This window comes from Streptomyces sp. NPDC058295, assembly GCF_042880655.1.
GTDB classification, from domain to species: Bacteria; Actinomycetota; Actinomycetes; order Streptomycetales; family Streptomycetaceae; genus Streptomyces; species Streptomyces coriariae.
The window spans coordinates 64,268-87,990 of record NZ_JBHVYO010000001.1; the positions used below are offsets into that span (position 1 = coordinate 64,268).

The following is a 23,723-nucleotide window of genomic DNA, read 5'->3' on the forward strand; positions in this document are numbered from 1 at the left end:
AATCAACATGGGGATGATCGGTTTCGACAGCGACTGTTGAAGCAGGGGAAGCGTGTCGAGGAAGCGGCAATGATCTCGTAAACCATATGTCGCAAAAAATAATCGCCAATACCAAGAGCGATTCCCAGTCCTACGCCCTCGCTGCCTAATAAGCAGTGATGTAGGACCCTAAAGGGTGTCAGCCCGGGAGTGTTCCCGGCCCGGATCCTGGCATAATCTAGGGAACTAAACCATCTGGCCCGGTCACGGGGTCGGATGGGAAATCAAACAGTGACTGGGCCCGTCGGCGACTTGTTCGCGTGATCACCGGGGCCGAGAAAATCACAGCGAACTGCACACGGAGAAGCCCTGATTCTGCACCGTTGGACGCGGGTTCGATTCCCGCCATCTCCACTCATCCCATGTGAACAAGAACCCCGTCGCTCCCGAGCGGCGGGGTTCTTGTCGTCACGCGTCGTTTCAAGAGAGGGAGACCCGGTGGAAGACCCGCCGCACATCACGCTCCTGGGCGAGTACCACGCGCGCCCGCTCCGCAGGGGTCTCTACGACGATTTCGCCCCGGACGACCCCCGGGCCGCCCTCGGCCTGTCCGCCGCTCTGGTCGCCGACCTGTCCGCCTGGGCGATCGGCATCGACGCCGCCATGAACACCTGGCTGGCCGACCGCGACGACTTCCGCTGGGACGCCGCGTTCCTGCGCCTGCACGAGGAGGGCGAGACGCTGGCCGAACGCCTCGCCCGGGAACTCGCCCCCGGTCGGACCGTGGGCTACGAAGGCGTCCAGGGTGTGTCCTGCGCGCTCCTGGGGACCCGCCTCGGCAACCCTGTCAGCGTGGACTGACCGTCCGCGGCGCCGTACTCGCCCGCCGGGTCATCGCCGGCGGCAGCAGGGTCGCCTCGGGCACGGTCTCGCCGTCGAGCTTGCGCATCAGCAGCTCCACCGCCCGCTCACCCAGCTCCGCCGACGGCAGCGCGATGGACGTGACCGGTACCCGGAGCCCCGCGGCCAGCTCGTCGGGGCAGATCGCCGTGACCGACATATCGCCGGGGACCCGCAGCCCCAGCTGCTCGAACGCCTCGACGAGGGGCTCCAGGGCCGCCTCGTTGTGGACCACCACCCCCGTCAACGCGGGCTGCTCGCGCAGCAGCCGCTCCGCCACCCGGCGCGCCGCGGCCGGGGTCGCCTCGCAGGGGTGGACGACGGAGGCGAGCCCCGCCCGGTCGGCGGCCGCGGTGAACCCCTGGACCACGCGCTGCGCGAACGCCGTCCCGCGCACGTACACCTCCGGCGGCGACCCGACCAGAGCGACCACCCGGTGCCCGAGCTGTGCCAGATGCTCCACGCACCGCTCGCCCGCCGCCCGGAAGTCGAGGTCGATGCAGGTCAGTCCGTCGGCCTCGAGCGGGAAACCGATCATCACGGACGGTCGGTCCAAGGAGCGCAGCAACGGCAGCCGGGGATCCTGGAGTTGGACGTCCATCAGGATCAGCGCGTCGACCAGGGCCGTGTCCGCGACCCTGCGCAGCCCCTCCTCACCCTCCTCCTGGGTCAGCAGCAGCACATCGTGGTCGTGCCGCCGGGCCGCCGTCACCACCGACACCGCGAACTGCATGACCACCGGGACATGGATGCCGGCCCGCAGCGGCACGACCAGCGCCAGCACGTTGGAGCGGCTGCTGGCCAGCGCCCGGGCGCCGGCGTGCGGGCGGTAGCCCAGGGTGCGGGCGGCCTCCTCGACCCGTCGCCGGGTCTCCTCGGAGATCGGACGCTTGCCGCTCAGCGCGTACGACACCGTGCTGGGGGAGACCCCGGCGTGCCGCGCCACATCGGTGATCTTCACCATCAGGCCCGCTCCTGGTCGTCCGGGGTCTCCAGGGTCAGGAAGCCGGTGCCCGCGGCCGCCCGCGCGACCCGGTCGCCGGCCGCCAGCGTCCACGGCGCCGAGGGGTCGCTCGCGGACGCCCGCAGGGTGTCCCCCTCCCGTACGACGGTGAAGGTCACGTCCCCGACCCGTACCGTCACCTGCGCGCCGCGCTCCAGGCCGTAGGTGCGCAGGGTGACCCCGTCGGCGTGCGGGTAGTCCGGCCGGTCGGCGTGGGCGCCCACCGGGAGGACCGCGCCCGGCCGGACCAGCAGCGGCGCGCTGAGGAACCCGTGGCGTTCACGCACCCAGCGCGGCCCGGTCACCGTCCGCCCGGTGAGGTAGTGGGTCCAGGTGCCCTCGGGGACGTAGTACGTCACGTCCCCCGCGTCGTCGAACACTGGTGCGACCAGCAGGTCCGGGCCGAGCATGTACTGCCGTTCCAGGTGCGCGCAGCCGGGATCCGCCGGGAACTCCAGCACCATCGCCCGCATCATCGGTGTGCCCTCCTCGTGGGCGACGCGGGCCGCCTCGTACAGGTAGGGCATGAGCCGCAGCTTCAGCCGGGTGAAGTGCCGGGCCACGTCCACCGACTCCTCGTCGAACAGCCAGGGCACCCGGTACGAGGAGCTGCCGTGCAGTCTGCTGTGCGAGGACAGCAGGCCGAAGGCCAGCCAGCGCTTGAACAGCGCCGGTGTCGGGGTGCCCTCGAAGCCGCCGATGTCGTGGCTCCAGAAGCCGAAGCCGGACAGGCCCAGGGACAGCCCGCCGCGCAGCGACTCCGCCATCGACGCGTACGTCGCCTCGCAGTCACCGCCCCAGTGCACCGGGAACTGCTGGCTGCCGGTCGTCGCCGACCGCGCGAAGACGACCGCCTCCCCCTCGCCCCGGTGCTTGCGCAGCACGTCGAAGACGGTGCGGTTGTAGAGGTACGTGTAGTAGTTGTGCATCCGCTCCGGGTCCGAGCCGTCCGACCAGGTCACGTCGACCGGGACGCGTTCGCCGAAGTCGGTCTTGAAGCAGTCGACGCCCTGCGCGAGCAGCGCCTCCAGCTTGGCCGCGTACCAGTCGCGGGCGGCGGGGCTGGTGAAGTCCACGAGGGCCATGCCGGGCTGCCACAGATCCCACTGCCAGACACTCCCGTCCGGACGCTTCAGCAGATGGCCGAGTGCCCGGCCCTCGGCGAAGAGCGGTGAACGCTGGGCGATGTACGGGTTGATCCACACGCTGACGTGCAGGCCCTTCGCCTTCAGCCGGGCCAGCATGCCCTCGGGGTCGGGGAACACCCGTGGGTCCCAGCTGAAGTCGCACCAGTGGAACTCTCGCATCCAGAAGCAGTCGAAGTGGAAGACGGAGAGCGGCAGTTCGCGCTCCCGCATGCCCTCGATGAACGAGGTCACCGTCTCCTCGTCGTAGGAGGTGGTGAACGACGTCGACAGCCACAGGCCGAACGACCAGGCGGGCGGGAGGGCGGGGCGGCCGGTGAGGGCGGTGTACTTGCGCAGGATGTCCTTCGGGGCGGGGCCGTGGATGACGTAGTACGTCAACTCCTGCGTCTCGGCGCTGAACTGGACCCGGGACACGGCCTCCGAGCCGACCTCGAAGGACACCTTGCCCGGGTGGTCGACGAAGACGCCGTAGCCGGCGTCCGTGAGGTAGAACGGCACGTTCTTGTAGGCCTGTTCGGTCGCCGTGCCGCCGTCGGCGTTCCAGATGTCGACGACCTGGCCGTTCCTGACCAGCGGGCCGAAGCGTTCGCCGAGGCCGTAGACGGAGGTCCCCACTCCCAGGTCGAGCTGCTCGCGCAGGTAGTGGCCGCCGGTGGCCGCGTCCCGCAGGATGCCCATGCTCTTGGGGCCGCTGGAGGTGAGGACGCGGCCGTGGGCGAGGAACTCCACGTGCCAGGGGCCGGAACGGGCGACCTTCACGGAGAGCGCGCCGGAGGTCAGGGTCGCGCAGTCGTCGTCGTAGGAGAGCAGGGGGGCGGGCTCCGCCTCGGTGAGGTCGAAGGCCGGCTCGCGGGGCCGCTCGCCCGTGAAGTGGGTGAGGGTGAGGCCGACGACGTCGGGCATCGGGGTGTGGGCGGTGATCGTCATGACCGGTCCCGTCATCAGGTCGCCGCGGCTGCGGATGGGCCGGGTCGGCGCGTGGATCTCCAGGACGCCGTCCGACTCGGCGACGTCGAGGACCTCGGCCGGGTGGGCGGCCGTGACGCCCTCGCGCAGCAGCCAGTAACCGTCGGTGAACTTCATGGGTGGGGGTCCTTACTGCTCGGTCCTCACTACTTCACGGCGCCCACGGCCATACCGCGGGTGAGGGTCCGCTGGAAGACGAGGAAGAAGACGAGGGCCGGGAGTACGCCGAGGAGGGCGGCCGCGTTGGTCATCGTGGCGTCCATCAGGCGCTGCCCCTGCAGGACGCCGAGGGCCACCGACACGGTCTGGTTGTCGTTGGAGATCAGCATGACCAGCGGGAGCAGGAACTCGTTCCAGGTCCAGATGAAGAAGAAGACCAGCAGCACACCGAGGGTGGGCCGGCTGACGGGGACGACGATCCGCCACAGCACCTGCCACTTGCCGGCGCCGTCGATCTGGGCCGCCTCGATGATCTCGCGCGGGAACCGGCTCAGCACGGCGGAGAGCAGGTAGGTGCCGAAGGCCGCCTGGATCACCGTGAAGACGATGATCACGCTCAGCCGGGTGTCGTACAGGCCGGCCTGCTTGCTCAGGTAGTACACCGGGTAGACCAGCGCCTCCTGGGGCAGCATGTTCGCCAGCACGAAGAAGGCCAGGACCCAGGTGCGGCCCCTGATCCGCCCGATGCCGATCGCGTAGGCGTTCAGCACCGACAGGACCACCGCGAGCACCGCCACCGAGCCGCTGATCAGGACCGAGTTCAGCAGCTTGCGGCTGTAGTCGACGCGCTCCCAGAAGTCCTTCAGACCGTCCAGGTACAGGCCGTCGGGCAGGCTCAACGGGCCGTTGCGCGCGTACTCCGCAGGTGACTTGACCGCGTTCACGGCGACGATCAGAAACGGGACGATCATGAAGAGGGCGGCCAGGCAGAGGGCCAGGAGGACCGGGTAGCGGCGCAGGGCTCGTACGGCCTTCATGTCCGGAGTCCTTCCTCCGCGTCCTCCGCCCGGGTCTGAAGCCGCAGGCCGACCAGGGAGAGGGCGAGGATGATCACGGTGAGCACGGTGGAGATCGCGGCGCCGTAGCCGACCTGCGTCTTCTCGAAGAACGTGGCGAAGGAGAAGTAGGAGGGGACGTTCGTCGCGCCGCCGGGGCCGCCCTTCGTCAGGACGTAGACCGCGCCGAACACCTTCAGCGCGGCGATCGTGCACCAGGTCAGGACGACGTAGATCTCCGGGCGGATCTGCGGCAGCGTGATGTGCAGGAAGCGACGCCACCAGCCGGCGCCGTCCAGCTCGGCCGCCTCGTACAGCTGCGGGTCGACGCGTTCCAGTCCCGCCATGAAGACGACCAGCGGGAAGCCGAGCTGCACCCACACCATCACGCCCATGACGCTGTAGAGCGCGAGGTCGGGGTCGCCGAGCCAGTCCTGCCGCCAGGAGCCGAGACCGACGGCCCGGAGCAGCTCGTTGAGCGAGCCGTCGTCGGGCGCGAGGATCCAGCTCCAGACGATGCCGGCGACCGCGATCGGCAGCACCTGCGGGAGATAGAAGCAGGCCCGCAGGACGGCCGCCGTCCGGCTGCCGAAGTGCTTGCCGACGTAGTCGAACAGGGCGGCGGCAAGGACCAGTCCGACGGCCGTGGGGAGCGCCGCCATCGCGACGACCATGAAGAGGCTGTGCCGGAAGCTCTCCCAGAACTCCGCGTCGTCCAGCAGCGCGCGGTAGTTGGCGAGTCCGGACCACTCGGGGCTGCCCACGCCCTGCCAGTCGGTGAGACTCACCCCGGTGTTCATCAGGAACGGCACGATGACGACGGTGAGGAAGGCGAGGGCGCCCGGGAGCAGGAACAGCGCGTAGGAATCGCGGGCACGGCGCGGGTGAACGGACCCGCCCTGCTTGCCGGTCACCCGCCCGCCGCGTTCGACGGTCACCGTCATGTCTTCGGTACGCCCTTGTCGTACGCCTCCTGCAACGCGTCGAGATAGCCGTCGGGCTTCTCGCTGCCGGTGATCAGCTTCTGGGTCTCGGAGACGAGGACGTCGTAGAAGCCGGGGACCGGCCAGTCCGGGTAGAAGGCCAGGCCGTCGCGGCCGGACAGGGTGTTGAACTGGGCGATGAGCTCCTTGGACTTCGGGTCGGTGATGGCGGCGGCGTCCGCCGCGACCGGGACGCCGCCCTTGTTGCCGAGCAGGTTCTGGATCTTCTTCGACATGGTGATGTCGATGAAGTCGTAGGCGAGTTCCTTGTTGTGGGCGCTCTTGGGGACCACCCAGAGGTTGCCGCCGGAGCCAGGGGAGAGGTTCGAGCCGGGCCACAGGGTGGTGCCCCAGTCGAACGTCGCCTCGTCCTGGAAGCGGCCGTACCACCAGCTGCCGGAGAACAGGATCGGCGCCTTGCCCTGGAGGAAGGAGACGCCCGTGTCCTCGGCCTTGGCGCCGGTGGAGCTCTTGCCGATGTAGCCCTTCTTCACCCAGTCGGCGAAGGTGTCGGCCGCGTACGTCCAGGCGGCGTCGTGGAAGTCGGTCTTCTCGCCCTGGTACAGCTCGTAGGAGTCGACCCAGGAGCGGTCCGCCCTGGACAGGGCCAGCTGGTAGACGTACTGCTGGGCCGGGTACTCGGCGCCGGAGTTGGCGAGCGGGGTGATCTTGTGCTCGGCGAAGGTGTCCATCGCCGCGACCAGGTCGTCGAACGTCTTCGGTTCGGCGATCTCGTACTTCGCGAACAGGTCCTTGTTGAAGTAGACCATCGTGTACTCGGCGTAGTTGGGCACGCCGTACCACTTGCCTGAGCCCATCACGCCGTTCGTGTCGTAACGGCTGGTGGTGCGCACGCCCGGACTGAGCAGCTTGTCCCAGCCGCGCTTCGTCACCTCGGCGGACAGGTCGGTGAGGAGCCCCTGCCGGGAGAGCAGGCCCGCCGTCGCGTTGCCCTTGTTGTACTCCATGAGGTCGGGTGCGTCGGAGGAGTTGAGGACCATCGGGGCGGTCTTCTGGATCTGGTCGAAGCTCTTCTCCTCGAACTCCACCTTCACGCCCGGGTGCTGGGCCTCGAACTCCTTGATCGCCGCCGTCCAGGCCGCGCCCATCGCGCTGTTCGGAGCCTCGTAGTGCCACAGCCGCAGGGTCTTGGCGTCGGAGGTGCCACCGCCGTCCGAGCCGCCGCAGGAGGCCAGGAGCAGCGATCCGGCGAGGACCGCCGCCGCACTCGCCGTTCCCCGTCGTGCCATCACACGCCTTCGTGCCGTCAACATCCTGTGCCTCCAGGGGAGTCGGATGGATCTGAGGGCGTCACGGTGCGTCCACCGAATCGATTCGATGGGTGACGTCGAAGCGCTTCGACGGGGGAAGTTATGTGGCTGCTGTGGTCACGTCAATGGGGCGGGTGGGGAAAACGCGCAAACCGGTGTTGGCGCCAGTGAACTTTCCGGCCATGCCTGGGGCGGCTCTCCGTCGCCACCCCGGAGCCGATCTTTTATGCATACATGTCGCTTGTGTGGCGAAACGTGCTGACCGCCTCGATCTGCGATGTGCATCGATGGATCACTTTCGTGATCGCAGTGATCGAGTGCGACCATCGAGGCTTGACCGTGGGCGATTTCCAGCCATGGACAAGGGCGTGAATTCTGTCCATGTATGACGCATCGCGAACACAGGGCCCAAGCCTGCGCTAGATTCGTAGACCTGAGCGCAATGGGATAAATGGGGCGCGAGAGCTGGGTGGGGGCCCGGTTCGTCGGCGTGCGCTCAGGGTCGTCGGCGCACCCGGAACAGTTCCGTGGGGGGAAGTACGCACATGAAGAATTGGCGAGAAGACGCCCAACCGGAGTGGCCGGCGGCGGCATCGCCGACCCGGGATGTGCCGGCCCTGGGGCCTGCGTCCCAGAGCCTGGCCGGGATCGGGGGGCAGCCTCTGACGTCCATGGCGGGAGAAAGCGTCCGATACCGGTCACTCATGGATGTACCGCGAGAAAGCGGTCTCCTGTCGGCCTCGAACACCTCGAACGGACTTTCCGAAAACGAACGGTCGAGCGACCTCCGGGACCCCTGGGGAGAGCAGCCCGGCGGCGCGGACGGGGAGGGGAGCGACCCGGCCGAGGTGACCGTCCAGCTCGACCCCCTGAAGAAGGGGCGACCGGACGGTTCCGATGCCGCCTCCGACGTCCCGGTGTTCGTCGACGAGTCGGGTCGGCGCAGCCGCACGTTCCGCCGGATCGGCATCGTCGTGGGTACCGCCTGCGGGGCGTACGCCGTCGTCATCGTGGCCGCGCTGCTCTCGGGCAACGCGGGCGCGCCCTGGCTGCCGGTCCCCGTACCGGGCCAGGCCGACGAGAAGCCGGCGGCCGGCGAGGTGGACGGCACGTCGGCACCCGACAAGTCCGCGAGCCCGCGCCACGGGATGCCCGGCGGCACGGTTCCGGGCGGCTCGGGTGCCACCGCGAGCGCGTCCGGCACGATGCCGGGCAAGCCGGGTTCGAGTACGGCGCCGGGTGCGTCGGGGAGCGCGGCTCCGTCGGGCAAGGCGTCCACGGCGGCGCGGCCCTCGGCGAGCGGGACCACCCGCCCCAGCGCCGGCGCGACGGCCACGGCCTCCTCGGCGCCCGGCCCGAGCAGCCCGGTGGTCGCACCGACCCCGTCCGCGCCACCGCCGGCGTCCTCACCCGCCGCTTCTCCTTCCGCCTCCTCCGAGCCGTCCCCGGCGGGCGGGGCCTCCACCACGGTCGCCGGCGGCCCGCCGGAACCGGTCCCGGCGGCATCGACCCCGGCAGCCTGAACGGGACCCGTGAGCGTCGCCGGCCGACCGGCCTCACGGACGCCATCGGCCTCGGCGCGCGATGAACCCAGCCGCCGGGACCCGGCTTCGGAGCGGCGACCGGCGAACACCACATCGACGCCGACCGCCGCGGCTGCGCCGGGGCACCGGGCGCACTTGGGGCGCCTGGAGCACCTGGAGTACCTGGAGCACCTGGGCGGGGGGCTGGAGCTTTGGCCGTCCGGGCCGGGACCGGACCGGGCTCTGGCCATCCGGGCCGAGACCTGGGTTTCGGCTACCTGGGCCCGGGGCCGGGGCTTTGGTCACCCGGGCCGGGAATCGGGGCACGGCCCCGACCTGACGGCCCCGACACAGCGGCCTCGAAGTGACAGCTCCGACCCCGGCAAACCCCGACCTGACGGCCGACCCCGGCAACCCCGACCCGGCAACCCCGGCTTGACGGCCGACCCGGCGACCCCGACCCGGCAACCCCGGCTTGACGGCCGACCCGGCAACCCCGACCCGGCAACCCCGACCTGACGGCCCCGATGTGACGGGGCACGGCAGATGAAGTCCGCACCTGTCAGCGATGCCTTGATGCTCGCTCCTCGCCGCTTCAGCTTGCGGCGCGTACCTCGCCCGATCTCGTCCCCGGAGAACCACCTCTCATGGCACCACGTACCAGCCGCCGCTCGACCCGACGGTCAGCTGTCGGGCAGCCCGCGCACTCGTCCGGCGGCCACGCCGCGTCCGCTTCACCGTCGACGGGGGACGCGCCAGGAGGTGAGTCGGCCGGCGGGTCGCGCGGCGCTGGGCGGCGGTCCTCCGGCCGGCGGTCCGGCCCGAGGCAGGGGCGGGGCCGCGCCCCGGGGCACGCGGCCGGCGGCTCCGCGCACGCCGCGCCGCCGTCACCCGAACGCCGGCGGCTGGTGTCGCTCCGGCTGCGTCATCTGCTGCCGCTCGTCGTGCTCTTCGCGATGATGGCGATGCTGATGCTGCGCGGCTATGTGCACAGCGAGATCCTCGCCGACTACCGCATCCACCCCGAGGCCGCCGCCGACAAGGTGCCGCAGAATGTGCTCGACGGCGGCCCGGTCGTCGACACCCGGAACGGGCAGCAGACCAACCTGGACGTGCCGGACCACCGGATCGTGCTCACCTTCGACGACGGGCCCGACCCGAAGTGGACCCCCGAGGTCCTCGACGTCCTGAAGAAGCACCACGTGCACGCCGTCTTCTTCATCACCGGCACCATGGCCTCCCGCTACCCGGACCTGGTCCGGCGGATGGTGGACGAGGGCCACGAGATCGGGCTGCACACCTTCAACCACCCCGACCTCTCCTACCAGTCGAAGAAGCGCATCGACTGGGAGCTCACCCAGAACCAGCTGGCCCTGGCAGGCGCCGCGGGGATCCGGACCTCGCTCTTCCGGCCGCCCTACTCCTCCAGCACGGACGCCCTCGACAACGCCTCCTGGCCGGTCACGCAGTTCGTCGGCACCCGTGGCTACCTCACCGTCTTCACCACCGCCGACAGCGAGGACTGGCGCAGGCCCGGGGTCCGGGAGATCATCCGTAACTCCACGCCGCAGGGCGGCAAGGGCGCGATCGTCCTCATGCACGACTCCGGCGGCGACCGCCACCAGACGGTCCGGGCCCTCGACACCTACCTCCCCGAACTCCAGGGCAAGGGCTACACGTTCGAGAACCTCACCGAGGCACTGGCGGCCCCGAGCGCGCACACCCCGGTCACCGGGCTCGACCTGTGGAAGGGCAAGGCCTGGGTCTTCCTGGTCGAGGCCTCGGACGACATCACCGCCGTCCTGGTCGTCGGTCTCGCCGTCATCGGCGTCCTGGTCTTCGCCCGGTTCGGGCTGATGCTCCTGCTCTCCGCGATCCACACCCGCCGTACCCGCCGCAAAGACTTCGTCTGGGGCCCCGACGCGCCCGTCACCGAACCGGCGTCGGTGCTCGTCCCGGCCTACAACGAGGCCAAGTGCATCGAGAGCACGGTGCGTTCGCTGATGAAGAGCGAGCACCCGATCGAGATCGTCGTCATCGACGACGGCTCCAGCGACGGCACCGCCCGGATCGTCGAGGACCTGCACCTGCCCGGCGTCCGCGTCGTCCGGCAGCTCAACGCGGGCAAGCCCGCCGCCCTCAACCGGGGTATCGCCAACGCCCGGCACGACCTCATCGTGATGATGGACGGCGACACCGTCTTCGAGCCCTCCACGGTCCGTGAACTCGTCCAGCCCTTCGCCGATCCGAAGGTCGGCGCGGTCGCCGGCAACGCCAAGGTCGGCAACAAGGACACCCTGATCGGCGCCTGGCAGCACATCGAGTACGTGATGGGCTTCAACCTCGACCGCCGGATGTACGACGTCCTGCGCTGCATGCCCACCATCCCGGGGGCCGTCGGGGCGTTCCGCCGCAGCGCGCTCGACCGGGTCGGCGGCATGAGCGACGACACCCTCGCCGAGGACACCGACATCACCATGGCCATCCACCGGGACGGCTGGCACGTCGTCTACGCGGAGAAGGCGCGCGCCTGGACCGAGGCGCCCGAGTCCGTCCAGCAGCTGTGGTCGCAGCGGTACCGCTGGTGCTACGGCACCATGCAGGCGATCTGGAAGCACCGCCGGGCGCTGGTCGAGAGCGGTCCCTCCGGGCGCTTCGGCCGCGTCGGGCTGCCCCTCGTCTCCCTCTTCATGGTGGTCGCCCCGCTCCTCGCCCCGCTCATCGACCTCTTCCTCGTCTACGGCCTGCTCTTCGGCCCGACCGGCAAGACGATCGCGGCCTGGTTCGGCGTCCTCGCCGTCCAGGCGGGCTGCGCGGCGTACGCCTTCGTCCTGGACCGCGAGCGCCTCACCCCCCTCATCTCCCTTCCGCTGCAGCAACTCCTCTACCGCCAGCTGATGTACATCGTGCTGCTCCAGTCCTGGATCACCGCCCTCACCGGCGGCCGGCTGCGCTGGCAGAAACTCCGCCGCAAGGGCCAGGTGGCGGCCCCGCCCGGTGTGGCGGCGACCGCGGACGGAGGAGCGGCCTGATGAGCACCCACCCGACGGACACCACGGCCGAGTTGCCCGAACTGCCCCACTCATCGGCCCGGCCCACCGTGCCGGAGCAGCAGGATTCCGAGCAGCAGGGTTCCGAGCAGCAGGGTTCGGGGCTGCAGGGCGCGGAGAAGAAGGGTGCGGGGAGGAAGGGCGGTGGCCGGGACCGCTACTTCGACCTGCTCCGGGCCATCGCCCTCTTCCGGGTCGTCTTCTACCACCTGATGGGCTGGGCCTGGCTGCCCGTCGTCTTCCCCTCCATGGGCGTGATGTTCGCGCTCGCCGGCAACCTCATGGCCCGCTCGCTGGCCGGCCGCCCCGCGCTGGGAGTCGTACGAGGCCGGCTGCGCAGGCTGCTGCCCCCGCTGTGGCTGCTGGGCGCGGTCGGTGTGACGGGCATGCTGGTGGCGGGCTGGGGCCCGGACGAGGAGGGGCACCCCGGCTGGTGGTGGCTCCACCTCGCCTACTGGATCCTGCCGTTGAGCGACCCGCCGTACGGCGAGGGCCTGTCCGGGGTGCACGGGCTGATCAGCGACGGCTGGGCCGGCGACCTGGGCGTACCCCTCTGGTACCTCCGCGCCTACCTCTGGTTCGTGCTGCTCTCCCCGTTCCTGCTGCGTGCCCTGCGCCGGCTGCCCTGGCCGACGATCCTCGCGCCCGTCGCGCTGTCCGCGGCCCTGGAGTTCGGCGCGCTGTCGGTGCCGGGCTGGCGGCTGGAGGCCCAGCTCAGCGACTTCGGCGCGTTCGGCGCGTGCTGGCTGCTGGGCATGGCGCACCAGGAGGGCGTGCTGCGTCGCCTGCCGCGTTACGTGGTGCCGTCCCTGGCGCCCGCGGTGGCGGGGATCGGACTCTGGTACGCCCTGACCCACGACCTCAGGGAGGGCCACGACCTGGACGACATGCCCTTCGCCCAGTCCCTGTGGTCCTTCGCCGCGGTGCTGCTGCTCCTGCACCTCAGCCCGTCCTGGTCCGAGTGGCCGGCCGGGCTGCGCCGCTGGGACCGGCTCATCACCCTGCTCAACTCCCGTGCCGTGACGATCTACCTGTGGCACAACGTCTGCATCGGGGTCGTGGAGGCCCTGTGGGACCGGCTGTGGGGCGTCTCCTGGCTGGAGACGGACGCCTCCTGGGTCCTGGAGAGCCCGTGGCCGCAGCTGCCGGCCATCTGGCTGCTCACGGCGGCTTGTGTGGTCTGCTTCGGCTGGGTGGAGGATCTGGCGGCCCGCCGCAGGCCACGCCTGTGGCCGGACGGCCGGGCCGGCGCCGGAACGCACCGGTCCTGAACGGCACCTTGTGAGTATGACCGGTATGCCCGTCGGCCGGACGGGTCGGAGCCCAGGGTTTCGGGACGGAGGAAGGTGAGCAGGATGCGCCGGACCATCGTTCTGGTCATGACGGGTGTGCCGGCCGCGGCGCTCTCGGTCGGGACGGTCCTCGCGGGTACGCGGTCCTGAGCCGCAACGCCGGGGCCTGGGACCTCTCCGTTCACGACCCGACCGGCGCGGTCCGCGGTCAGACCCGCACGTTGAGCGGGAGCATCGCCGACAAGGAGTTCGCCTGCCACTGAAGGGCGCCCTGGCCGTCGGCGGATGTGCCCCCCTCCCCGGTCCGAGGGCCGGGGAGGGGGGCAGTTCGCGTCCATGGACGAAGACCTCTCACCGGCCCTCGGCGCAAGGTGAGAGCAACGTTCCTTTCCGGTCACCCAGAGCCACAGCGTGGAAACGCGCCCTCCCTACCTTCGGGACTCATCACCGCTCATCCCCCCGAACCACCCCAGCCCCGGAGCACCGTGGAGGCGTCATGACAGCCCCGAGTACAGCCCCCGCATCCCCGCCCCCCACGAAGAAGGGGAGCCACTGGATCGAGGAGTGGGACCCGGAGAACGAGGCCTTCTGGAACGAGAAGGGCGAGAAGATCGCCCGCCGCAACCTCCTCTTCTCCGTCCTCTCCGAGCACATCGGGTTCTCGATCTGGACGATGTGGTCCGTGCTGGTGCTCTTCATGGGCCCGGAGTACGGCCTCACCCCGGCCGACAAGTTCCTGCTGACGTCGATGGTGACGCTGGTCGGGGCGGTCGTGCGGGTGCCCTACACCTTCGCCGTCGCGGTCTTCGGCGGCCGGAACTGGACGATCATCTCGGCCGGGCTGCTGCTGATCCCCACGATCGCCGCGTTCACGGTGATGGACCCGGGGACCTCGTTCAACACGTTCCTGCTGGTCGGGCTGCTCGCGGGCATCGGCGGCGGCAACTTCGCCTCCTCCATGACCAACATCAACGCCTTCTTCCCGCTCCGTAAGAAGGGGTGGGCGCTCGGGCTCAACGCGGGCGGCGGCAACATCGGCGTGCCGGTGATCCAGCTGATCGCCCTCGCCGTCATCGGCGCCAGCGGCGGGCCGCGCGTGCTGCTGGGGATCTACATCCCGCTCATCGTCGTCGCCGCCACCCTCGCCGCGCTGTTCATGGACAACCTGGCCTCCGTGAAGAACGACACGGGCGCGGCGATCGACTCCGCGAAGGACATGCACACCTGGATCATGTCCTTCCTCTACGTCGGCACCTTCGGGTCGTTCATCGGCTACAGCTTCGCCTTCGGGCAGGTCCTGACGAACCAGTTCGGCCGGACGCCCCTCCAGGCGGCCTACCTCACCTTCATCGGCCCGCTGCTCGGCTCCCTCATCCGTCCCGTCGGCGGCTGGCTCGCCGACCGCTACGGCGGTGCCCGCATCACCCTGTACAACTACGTCGGCATGGCCGCCGCCACCGCCGTCCTGGTCTTCGCCAGCATGCAGAAGTCGCTGCCGCTCTTCGTCTCCGTCTTCGTGGTGCTGTTCGTGCTCAGCGGCCTCGGCAACGGGTCGACGTACAAGATGATCCCCGGCATCTTCCAGGCGAAGGCCGTGGCCAAGGGGCTGGAGGGCGAGGAGGCGGCCGCCTACGGCCGGCGTCTCTCCGGTGCCTCCATGGGGCTGATCGGCGCGGTCGGTGCGCTCGGCGGTGTAGCGATCAACCTGGCCTTCCGGCAGTCCTTCCTGTCCTACGGTTCCGGGACCGGCGCTTTCGTCGCCTTCCTCGCCTTCTACGCGGCGTGCTTCGGGGTCACCTGGGCCGTATACCTTCGCCGTCCGTCCGGCAGGATCACGGCAGGAAGCACCGCTTCCGAGGCGAAGCAGCAGCTCAGCTACGCCGAGGTGTGACGTAACACCGGCGACACGTGGCCGAACCGAGCCTGTCACGCACCGTTGACAGGCTCGTCGGCATGTAGGTGCAAACGGGACCCGAGCGGGACGAGAGTCATGTACGAGCAACAGCAGCGATCCGATGCCGGCCCTCAGGGTGCCGTCGAACACGGGCCTCTCGCGGGCTTCACCGTGGGCGTGACGGCCGCGCGCCGGGCCGAGGAGCTCAGCGCGCTCCTCCAGCGCCGGGGGGCGGCGGTGCTGCACGCGCCCGCCCTGCGGATCGTGCCGCTCGCCGACGACGGTGAGCTGCTCGCCGCCACCAAGGAGCTCATCGACCAGGTGCCCGACGTCGTGGTCGCCACCACGGCCATCGGCTTCCGCGGCTGGATCGAGGCCGCCGACGGCTGGGGGCTCGGCGAGCAGCTGCTCGACAAGCTGGGCGGCGTCGAGCTGCTGGCCCGCGGCCCCAAGGTCAAGGGCGCCGTGCGGGCCGCCGGGCTGACGGAGGACTGGTCGCCGTCCAGCGAGTCCATGGCCGAGGTGCTCGACCGGCTCCTGGAGGAGGGTGTCGACGGGCGCCGGGTCGCCGTACAGCTGCACGGTGAGCCGCTGCCCGGGTTCGTGGAGTCGCTGCGGGTCGCGGGCGCCGAGGTCGTGGGGGTGCCCGTCTACCGGTGGATGCCGCCGGAGGACGTCTCGCCGCTCGACCGGCTCCTCGACGCCGCCGTCTCCCGCGGACTGGACGCGATCACCTTCACCAGCGCGCCCGCCGCCGCGTCCCTGCTGTCGCGCGCGGAGGAACGCGGCCTGCTGCCCGAGCTGCTCGCCGCCCTCGCCCACGATGTGCTGCCCGCCTGCGTCGGTCCGGTCACGGCGCTGCCGCTCCAGGGGCATGGCGTGGACACCGTCCAGCCGGAGCGGTTCCGGCTCGGGCCGCTCGTGCAGCTGCTGTGCCAGGAGCTGCCGTCGCGGGCCCGGGCGCTGCCGATCGCCGGGTACCGAGTGGAGATCCGGGGCCACGCGGTGCTGGTGGACGGGAACCTGAAGCCGGTGCCGCCGGCGGGAATGTCCTTGCTGCGGGCGCTGTCCCGGCGGCCGGGATGGGTCGTGCCGCGCTCCGACCTGCTGCGGGCGTTGCCCGGCGCCGGGCGGGACGAGCACGCCGTCGAGACGGCGATGGCCCGGCTGCGGACGGCCCTCGGGGCGCCGAAGTTGATCCAGACGGTGGTGAAGCGGGGGTACCGGCTGGCGCTGGACCCGGCCGCGGACGCGAAGTACGCCGACGAGTAGGGGGTCGCGTCCCCTGCGGGGGACCCCCATCGTCCCGGGGGCTGCCGCCCCCGGACCCCGCTTCGGCCTGAACGGCCTCGCCCTCGGTCGCCGGGCGGGCTGGTGATTGGCACCCTGCGCTGGCACTGTGAGGGGACGGTTCCTCGAGCAGTGCCCCTCGGTTGGCGGTGACACGCGCATGGACGAGCTCCGGTTCGACGCCGGGCGGATCTGTCTCGACCTGCTGGCGACCGCGCATCCCCTCGAACGACTCGACGCCGTCGCGCCGTTGTGCGCGTGGATCCGCGGCTCCGGACTCGTCCCGCCGGACACCCCGCTCGTCCACGCCGACGCCTCCTGGCCGCCGGCCTTCCGCGAACTGCGTCGTAACACCGGACAGTTGGTGCACGGGTGGCTCGCCCGGCACGACGCCGATTCGTACGACCTCGCCCTGGCCCGTGTCAACGACGCCGCCCGGGCCGTTCCCCCGGCCCCGCGTGCCGTGCGTGGCGAAGACGGTGGGCTCGTGCGCGAGTTGGCCGGACCGCCGGCGTGCGTGGCGCTGCTGGCCGCCGTGGCCCGGGACGCGGTGGAGCTGCTCACCGATCCCGTCGCCCGGGCGGGGCTGCGGCAGTGCGCGGGGGACAACTGCCCGATCGTCTATGTCGACATGTCCCGGGGGCGCCGGCGCCGTTGGTGTTCCAGTGAGGTCTGTGGGAACCGGGAACGGGTGGCGCGGCACCGCCGACGGGCGGCGCTCGCCTCACGGACGTAACTCCCGTGCCGGGTATGCGGCTTTCGTAGAGGTGCCGTCGGCCGACTGTCGAAGTGATTTCGATTACACACCGTTTACCCGAGCCGCGCGCCGGGCAGGCCGCCCGATCTTGTCGATGTGGCGAAAACGTAAAGAAAAAGCGGTGGGAATGTGCCGCCATGTCCCCGCTCGTCATGACACCCCGGAGAAAAGTGTCTCCTCGGTTTGAACGCTCAACACCCCGCTTGCGTACCCGTCGTCGAGCGACCGACTGGGGGATCCCCCGGACACCGGAGGTGGGCGTGCGCAAGGATGCGGCCGTGGCCAATGAACGTGGATCGAGGGCCCGACATCGCATGTCCCAGCCCTCGGAACCTGACGAGGAGCTGATGCGTGCTCTGTATCGGGAGCATGCCGGACCCCTGCTTGCGTATGTCCTGCGCCTGGTTGCCGGAGACCGGCAGCGCGCCGAGGACGTCGTGCAGGAGACGCTCATCCGTGCCTGGAAGAACGCCGGTCAGCTCAATCGTGCGACCGGATCTGTACGCCCCTGGCTGGTGACGGTCGCACGCCGCATCGTCATCGACGGCCACCGCAGCCGGCAGGCCCGGCCGCAGGAGGTCGACCCGTCGCCGCTGGAGGTCATTCCTGCGGAGGACGAGATCGACAAGGCGCTGTGGCTGATGACGCTGTCCGACGCGCTCGACGACCTGACCCCGGCCCACCGGGAGGTGCTCGTCGAGACGTACTTCAAGGGGCGTACCGTCAACGAGGCGGCCGAGACGCTGGGGATACCCAGCGGCACCGTGCGCTCACGGGTCTTCTATGCCCTGCGGTCGATGAAGCTGGCTCTGGAGGAGCGGGGGGTGACGGCGTGATGAGCGTTTACGGGGGATTCGGAGCAGGTGGTTCGGGTATGTCTGGACCCATGCAGGGATCTACGGGATCTCCGAGCCCGAGCGAACACGAGACCGTCGGCGCCTACGCCCTCGGGATTCTCGACGACGCCGAAGCAACCGCTTTCGAAATGCATCTCGCCGGCTGCGAGTGGTGCGCCCAGCAGCTCGACGAGCTCGCCGGCATGGAACCCATGCTGGCCGCCCTCGCGGACCTGCCGGGCACCGGCACCCCCGCGATCGGCGAGTCCCTGTCCGCCCGTCCCAGCCCGCGGCTCGCGGAACGGCTGGTCGACGAGGTGTCCGAGCGCCGAGCGGCCAAGCGCCGCCGCTCGTTCTTCCTGGTGGCGGCCGCGGCCGCCCTGATCATCGGCGGCCCGCTCACCGTGCTGGCGGCGACCGGCGGCGACAGCGGCACCAAGGGCACGGAGGCGAGCTCCACCAAGTCGGCCAACGCGGCCAAGGACACCTTCGCGACGCTCAGTGACCGCGTCTCCGCCACCGACTCCGCCTCCAAGGTCTCCGCGACCGTCGCCATGGGCGAGAAGGCCTGGGGCACGGAGATCGGCGTCGAGCTGAAGAACGTGACGGGCCCGGAGAAGTGCTCGCTCATCGCCGTCGGCAAGAACGGCGAGCGCGAGACGGTCTCCTCCTGGTCGGTCCCGGAGTGGGGCTACGGCATCGCGAACGCCAAGACCGAGCAGGCCAAGAACCCGCTCTACGTCGTGGGCGGCGCCGCCTTCAAGACCAACGAGATCGATCACTTCGAGGTCATGACCTTCGACGGCAAGAAGCTCGTCCAGATCGACGCGTAACTTCCTACACGGGGTCCCCTTCGCGTACGGTTGACGGCTGCCCAGCACGTCAGAAGGGGGCCCGGTGGCCGTTCAGGCACAGCAGGAAACCGCGGTCGGATCGGTTCGGCACACCGCGCCGGATTCGGTGCGGGACCGAGAGATCGGCATCGAACAGGAACACCTCGACCGGGTGTACCGGCGCCTCGAGGAGAAGATCCACGAGGCGGAGTTCCTGATGCACGACGCGGCCAAGCGAGGGCAGGTCGGCACGCCCGGCGCCCTCGCCGAACGGGACGCCCAGGTGTTCCGCGCCGGCATCCACCTCAACCGGCTCAACAACGAGTTCGAGGACTTCCTGTTCGGGCGGATCGACCTGCTCGCCGGGAAGGACGGCAGGAAGGGCCCCGACGGCGCCTACACCGCCGTCGAGCCCGCCGAGGGGGCCGTCCGCCCCGACAACACCGCAGACATCGCCGAAACGCTCCACATCGGCCGTATCGGAGTCCTCGACTCCGACTACGCCCCCCTGGTCATCGACTGGCGGGCACCGGCCGCGGCGCCGTTCTACCGGTCGACCCCGGTCGACCCGGGGCGCGTCGTGCGACGCCGGGTGATCCGCTCGAAGGGGCGTCGCGTCCTCGGCGTCGAGGACGACCTGATGCGTCCCGAGCTGAAGGCGGTCCTGGACGGCGGCGAACTGCCCGTCATCGGCGACGGCGCCCTCATGGCCGCCCTCGGACAGGCCCGCAGCCACACCATGCGCGACATCGTCGCCTCCATCCAGGCCGAGCAGGACCTGGTCATCCGCGCCCCCGCCGCCTCCGTGACCTACGTCGAGGGCGGGCCGGGCACCGGCAAGACCGCCGTCGCGCTGCACCGGGCCGCCTATCTGCTCTACCAGGACCGGCGCCGGTACGCGGGCGGCATCCTGATCGTCTCGCCCACGCCGCTGCTCGTGGCGTACACCGAGGGCGTGCTGCCCTCGCTCGGCGAGGAGGGCCAGGTCGCCATCCGCGCCATCGGCTCCCTCGTCGACGGCGCCGAGGCCACCCTGTACGACTCCCCGGCGGTGGCCCGGGCCAAGGGGTCGTACCGGATGCTCAAGGTGCTGCGGAAGGCCGCGCGCGGCGCGCTGGAGAGCGGCGGCCGGGCCCCGGCACAGCTCGCCTTCGGCGACCCCGACGAGGAGACCGGTGCGGCCCCCGCGCCCACCGGGACACCCACCCGGCTGCGGGTCGTCGCCTTCGGCCGCCGTCTGGAGCTGGAGGCCGCCGACCTGGACCGCGTCCGGCAGAGCGCCCTCAGCGGCACGGCCCCGGTGAACCTCCTGCGCCCCCGCGCCCGCAAGCTGCTGCTGGACGCCCTGTGGGAGCGCTCCGGCGCGGTCGGCCGGCACAGCGACCCAGAGCTCGCCGCCGAGCTGCGCTCCTCCTTCGACGAGGACGTGACCACCGAGGACGCGTTCATCGCCTTCCTCGACGCCTGGTGGCCCGAGCTGACTCCGCAGGCCGTCCTCGCGGCCATGGCCGACGAACGGCGGCTCGGCCGCTGGGCCCGCCGCATCCTCAACCCGGGGGAGGTCCGCAAGGTCGCCCGCGCCCTCAAACGGGACGGCCGCTCGGTGCACGACATCGCCATGCTCGACGAGCTCGAGGCGATCCTCGGCGCGCCGATGCGCCCGAAGAAGCGGCGCGAGTACGACCCGCTGGACCAGCTCACCGGCCTGGAGGAGCTGATGCCGGGGCGCGAGGAGACGCAGCGCGAGCGCGCCGAGCGGCTCGCCCAGGAGCGCACCGAGTACGCGCACGTGATCGTGGACGAGGCACAGGACCTCACCCCGATGCAGTGGCGCATGGTCGGCCGCCGCGGCCGGCACGCCACCTGGACGGTCGTCGGCGACCCGGCCCAGTCCTCCTGGTCCGACCCCGACGAGGCCGCCGAGGCCCGCGACGAGGCCCTGGGCACCCGCCCGCGCCGCCGCTTCCAGCTGACCGTGAACTACCGCAACCCGGCCGAGATCGCCGAGCTGGCCGCGAAGGTGCTGGCCCTGGCCATGCCCGGCGCCGAATCCCCGTCGGCGGTCAGGTCGACGGGCGTCGTGCCCCGCTTCGAGGCCGTCACCGACACCCTGGGCGCCACCGTCCGCGCGGAGGCCGGGCGGCTGCTGGAGCGGGTCGACGGCACCGTCGGCGTCGTGGTCGCCATGAACCGCCGCGAGGAGGCGAGACGCTGGCTCGCCGGGCTGGGCGACCGGGTGGTGGCCCTCGGCAGCCTCGAGGCCAAGGGCCTGGAGTACGACGCGACGGTCGTCGTCTCACCGGCGGAGATCGCGGACGAGAGCCCGGCCGGCCTGCGGGTGCTGTACGTGGCCCTCACCCGGGCGACACAGCAGCTCACGGTCGTCTCCGGGGACCGCGACGAGCCGGACGCCAACGGCGTCCCGGACCTCCTGAGGGACTGAACAGCCGACCGTTTCCTGTGAACTCCCCGGACGGGAATGGTCTTCGGCCATCCGTTTGTTAGCCTGGTCGTGACACCGGCTCGATCCAAGCCCCCGGGCCCAACCTTCGTCGCTACGAGCGACCACTTGCCGCGAGGCGAGCATGGCGGGCCGGTGTCGTGAACAATGAGAGAGGCCCACATCACCTGTGATGTGGGCCTCTCTCATTGCCCCTCCGGGCCCCCTCCCGACGCCCTCACCGGCTTGATTGAGAACAAAACGATCGCAATCCGGGGCGGCTTTCATGTACTCGTCGGTAGGTGCGACGATCGGACGGCAAACCCGCGACCCAGCAGTGCAGAGGAAGTCGGCCATGGCAACGGCGCCCAGCGTCTCCTACTCGATCACGGTCCGTCTGGAGGTGCCCGCGAGCGGAACGGCGGTCTCCCAGATCACCACGGCCGTGGAGTCCCACGGAGGCTCGGTGACCGGCCTCGACGTCACCGCGTCCGGCCACGAGAAGCTCCGCATCGACGTCACCATCGCCGCCACCTCCACCGCCCACGCCGACGAGATCGTCGTGCAGCTGCGCGGCATCGAGGGCGTCACCCTCGGCAAGGTCTCCGACCGTACGTTCCTGATGCACCTCGGCGGCAAGATCGAGATGCAGTCGAAGCACCCCATCCGCAACCGTGACGACCTCTCGATGATCTACACGCCCGGCGTGGCCCGCGTCTGCATGGCGATCGCCGAGAACCCCGAGGACGCCCGCCGCCTCACCATCAAGCGCAACTCCGTTGCGGTCGTGACGGACGGCTCGGCCGTGCTGGGCCTCGGCAACATCGGCCCGAAGGCCGCGCTGCCGGTCATGGAGGGCAAGGCGGCCCTCTTCAAGCGGTTCGCCGGCATCGACGCCTGGCCGCTGTGCCTGGACACCCAGGACACCGACGCGATCGTCGAGATCGTCAAGGCCATCGCCCCCGGCTTCGCAGGCATCAACCTCGAGGACATCTCCGCCCCCCGCTGCTTCGAGATCGAGGCCCGGCTGCGCGAGGCCCTCGACATCCCCGTCTTCCACGACGACCAGCACGGCACCGCGATCGTCGTCCTGGCCTCCCTCACGAACGCCCTGCGTGTGGTGAACAAGGGCATCGGTGACGTGCGGGTCGTCATGTCCGGCGCCGGCGCGGCCGGTACCGCCATCCTCAAGCTGCTGCTCGCCGCCGGCGTGAAGAACGCGGTCGTCGCCGACATCCACGGCGTCGTCCACGCGGACCGCGCGGATCTGGTCGACGCGGCCCCGGACTCGGCGCTGTGCTGGATCGCCGACAACACCAACCCCGAGGGCCTCACGGGCACCCTGAAGGAGGCTGTGCGCGGCGCGGACGTCTTCATCGGCGTCTCCGCCCCGAACGTCCTCGACGGCGACGACGTGGCCGCCATGGCCGACGACGCGATCGTGTTCGCGCTCGCGAATCCGGACCCCGAGGTCGACCCGGCGATCGCCCGCCAGACGGCCGCCGTCGTGGCCACCGGCCGCTCCGACTTCCCCAACCAGATCAACAACGTGCTGGTCTTCCCGGGCGTCTTCCGAGGCTTGCTGGACGCGCAGTCCCGCACCGTCAACACCGAGATGATGCTCGCGGCCGCGAAGGCCCTCGCGGAGGTCGTGAGCGACGACGAGCTCAACCCGAACTACATCATCCCGAGCGTCTTCAACGACAAGGTCGCCGGCGCGGTCGCGGGTGCGGTGCGGGAGGCCGCGAAGGCGGCGGGAGCGTCGGCCTCGTAGGCTCGACGTCGGCCTCATAGTCTCGGCGGCGCCGGGTAGGCGGGTGCTGTGAGGATCGCCACGGCGGCCCTCACAACGGCGCGTCGCGGAACCTCGCGCCGCGGACGGCCCTCTAGGGTTGCGCCCGACCCAACCGCCCCACGTGTGACTCCCAAGGGTTGTCTCACGGCTCCGAGCGGGTGCCGGATTGGCTTTCGCGCCGCTGGTAGGGGCAGGATGCGTCTCTGGGCGCGTGCACAACGACTTCGCTGTGCCCAACATGCGGCTCCGCCGCGTGGCACGCCGCAACGGCAAGAAGAACACGGGAGTAACAACATGAACCGCAGTGAGCTGGTGGCCGCGCTGGCCGACCGCGCCGAGGTGACCCGCAAGGACGCCGACGCAGTGCTGGCCGCGTTCGCCGAGGTCGTCGGCGACATCGTCTCCAAGGGCGACGAGAAGGTCACGATCCCCGGCTTCCTGACCTTCGAGCGCACCCACCGTGCCGCTCGCACCGCCCGGAACCCGCAGACCGGTGACCCGATCCAGATCCCGGCCGGCTACAGCGTCAAGGTCTCCGCGGGCTCGAAGCTCAAGGAAGCGGCAAAGGGCAAGTAACCTTGCCGTCTGCGCCTCACCGGCCTCACCGGACGGTGTACGGAGCGTAGGCAACGTGATGGGGCGGCACCCGGTATTCCGGGTGCCGCCCCATCGTTGTGCGCTGACACATGGCCCCAGGCGCCGTCCGGGCCGGTTTCCGCCGGCCCGGACCCGGAAACTCCGGACCCCGGACCCCCGGCCGGGAGCCAC

Annotated in this window: 17 protein-coding genes and 1 other RNA gene; 13 read left to right on the forward strand and 5 right to left on the reverse strand. The window is 70.6% G+C overall.

Annotated features, from left to right (window positions below; translation table 11 throughout):
• The first annotated feature begins 9 nt into the window (after positions 1-9).
• Both ssrA and ACFVYS_RS00245 read left to right on the forward strand, forming a co-directional pair.
• Positions 10-396: a transfer-messenger RNA gene (ssrA, locus tag ACFVYS_RS00240) on the forward strand.
• An 81-nt stretch (positions 397-477) separates the two neighbouring features.
• Positions 478-840, forward strand: a complete 363-nt coding sequence (locus ACFVYS_RS00245; protein WP_389497358.1) for a hypothetical protein — start codon at positions 478-480, stop codon at positions 838-840.
• Here the strand turns inward: ACFVYS_RS00245 and ACFVYS_RS00250 are convergent.
• The 5 genes from ACFVYS_RS00250 to ACFVYS_RS00270 are packed head-to-tail and all read right to left on the reverse strand — an operon-like array spanning position 827 to position 7,224.
• Positions 827-1,843 carry a LacI family DNA-binding transcriptional regulator gene (locus tag ACFVYS_RS00250; protein ID WP_389497360.1) on the reverse strand — a complete coding sequence of 339 codons (1,017 nt, stop codon included), beginning with the start codon at positions 1,841-1,843 and terminating at the stop codon, positions 827-829. The genes ACFVYS_RS00245 and ACFVYS_RS00250 overlap by 14 nt on opposite strands.
• Entirely contained in the window at positions 1,843-4,113 is a 2,271-nt protein-coding gene (gene yicI / locus ACFVYS_RS00255) for an alpha-xylosidase (protein ID WP_389497362.1), read from the reverse strand. The genes ACFVYS_RS00250 and yicI overlap by 1 nt, the downstream gene beginning before the upstream one ends.
• Before the next feature lie 29 nt (positions 4,114-4,142).
• Entirely contained in the window at positions 4,143-4,973 is an 831-nt protein-coding gene (locus tag ACFVYS_RS00260; protein ID WP_389497364.1) for a carbohydrate ABC transporter permease, read from the reverse strand.
• The gene (locus ACFVYS_RS00265; RefSeq protein ID WP_389497366.1) at positions 4,970-5,935 is read right to left on the reverse strand and encodes a carbohydrate ABC transporter permease; all 966 of its coding nucleotides are present in this window, start codon (positions 5,933-5,935) and stop codon (positions 4,970-4,972) included. The genes ACFVYS_RS00260 and ACFVYS_RS00265 overlap by 4 nt, the downstream gene beginning before the upstream one ends.
• Complete coding sequence (locus ACFVYS_RS00270) at positions 5,932-7,224, reverse strand: ABC transporter substrate-binding protein (RefSeq protein WP_389497368.1); 1,293 nt, start codon at positions 7,222-7,224, stop codon at positions 5,932-5,934. Before ACFVYS_RS00270 ends, ACFVYS_RS00265 begins: the two co-directional genes overlap by 4 nt.
• A 725-nt stretch (positions 7,225-7,949) precedes the next feature.
• Between ACFVYS_RS00270 and ACFVYS_RS00275 the strand changes: the two genes are divergently transcribed.
• The 11 genes from ACFVYS_RS00275 (at position 7,950) to ACFVYS_RS00325 (ending at position 23,531) form a co-directional block, all read left to right on the forward strand.
• Positions 7,950-8,768 (forward strand): hypothetical protein, encoded by an 819-nt coding sequence (locus ACFVYS_RS00275; RefSeq protein ID WP_389497370.1) that lies wholly within the window; start codon positions 7,950-7,952, stop codon positions 8,766-8,768.
• A 956-nt stretch (positions 8,769-9,724) separates the two neighbouring features.
• Positions 9,725-11,800, forward strand: coding sequence for a bifunctional polysaccharide deacetylase/glycosyltransferase family 2 protein (locus ACFVYS_RS00280; protein WP_389498001.1), 2,076 nt, complete (start codon positions 9,725-9,727; stop codon positions 11,798-11,800).
• On the forward strand, positions 11,800-13,089 hold the full coding sequence (locus ACFVYS_RS00285; protein ID WP_389497372.1) for an acyltransferase: 1,290 nt from the start codon (positions 11,800-11,802) through the stop codon (positions 13,087-13,089). The genes ACFVYS_RS00280 and ACFVYS_RS00285 overlap by 1 nt, the downstream gene beginning before the upstream one ends.
• Positions 13,090-13,606: 517 nt before the next feature.
• Positions 13,607-15,001 (forward strand): nitrate/nitrite transporter, encoded by a 1,395-nt coding sequence (locus tag ACFVYS_RS00290; protein WP_389497373.1) that lies wholly within the window; start codon positions 13,607-13,609, stop codon positions 14,999-15,001.
• Between the two features lie 99 nt (positions 15,002-15,100).
• Positions 15,101-16,276, forward strand: coding sequence for a uroporphyrinogen-III synthase (locus ACFVYS_RS00295; RefSeq protein WP_389497375.1), 1,176 nt, complete (start codon positions 15,101-15,103; stop codon positions 16,274-16,276).
• 178 nt (positions 16,277-16,454) lie between these two features.
• Complete coding sequence (locus ACFVYS_RS00300; RefSeq protein ID WP_389497376.1) at positions 16,455-17,030, forward strand: CGNR zinc finger domain-containing protein; 576 nt, start codon at positions 16,455-16,457, stop codon at positions 17,028-17,030.
• A gap of 335 nt (positions 17,031-17,365) precedes the next feature.
• Positions 17,366-17,887 (forward strand): sigma-70 family RNA polymerase sigma factor, encoded by a 522-nt coding sequence (locus ACFVYS_RS00305; protein ID WP_010039908.1) that lies wholly within the window; start codon positions 17,366-17,368, stop codon positions 17,885-17,887.
• 50 nt (positions 17,888-17,937) lie between these two features.
• Positions 17,938-18,720 (forward strand): zf-HC2 domain-containing protein, encoded by a 783-nt coding sequence (locus ACFVYS_RS00310; protein WP_362270879.1) that lies wholly within the window; start codon positions 17,938-17,940, stop codon positions 18,718-18,720.
• Between the two features lie 64 nt (positions 18,721-18,784).
• Positions 18,785-21,163, forward strand: coding sequence for a HelD family protein (locus tag ACFVYS_RS00315; protein ID WP_389497378.1), 2,379 nt, complete (start codon positions 18,785-18,787; stop codon positions 21,161-21,163).
• A gap of 352 nt (positions 21,164-21,515) precedes the next feature.
• Positions 21,516-22,934, forward strand: coding sequence for an NAD-dependent malic enzyme (locus ACFVYS_RS00320; protein WP_389497380.1), 1,419 nt, complete (start codon positions 21,516-21,518; stop codon positions 22,932-22,934).
• Positions 22,935-23,249: 315 nt separating this feature from the next.
• The gene (locus tag ACFVYS_RS00325) at positions 23,250-23,531 is read left to right on the forward strand and encodes an HU family DNA-binding protein (protein ID WP_004000874.1); all 282 of its coding nucleotides are present in this window, start codon (positions 23,250-23,252) and stop codon (positions 23,529-23,531) included.
• The last annotated feature ends 192 nt before the right edge of the window (positions 23,532-23,723 follow it).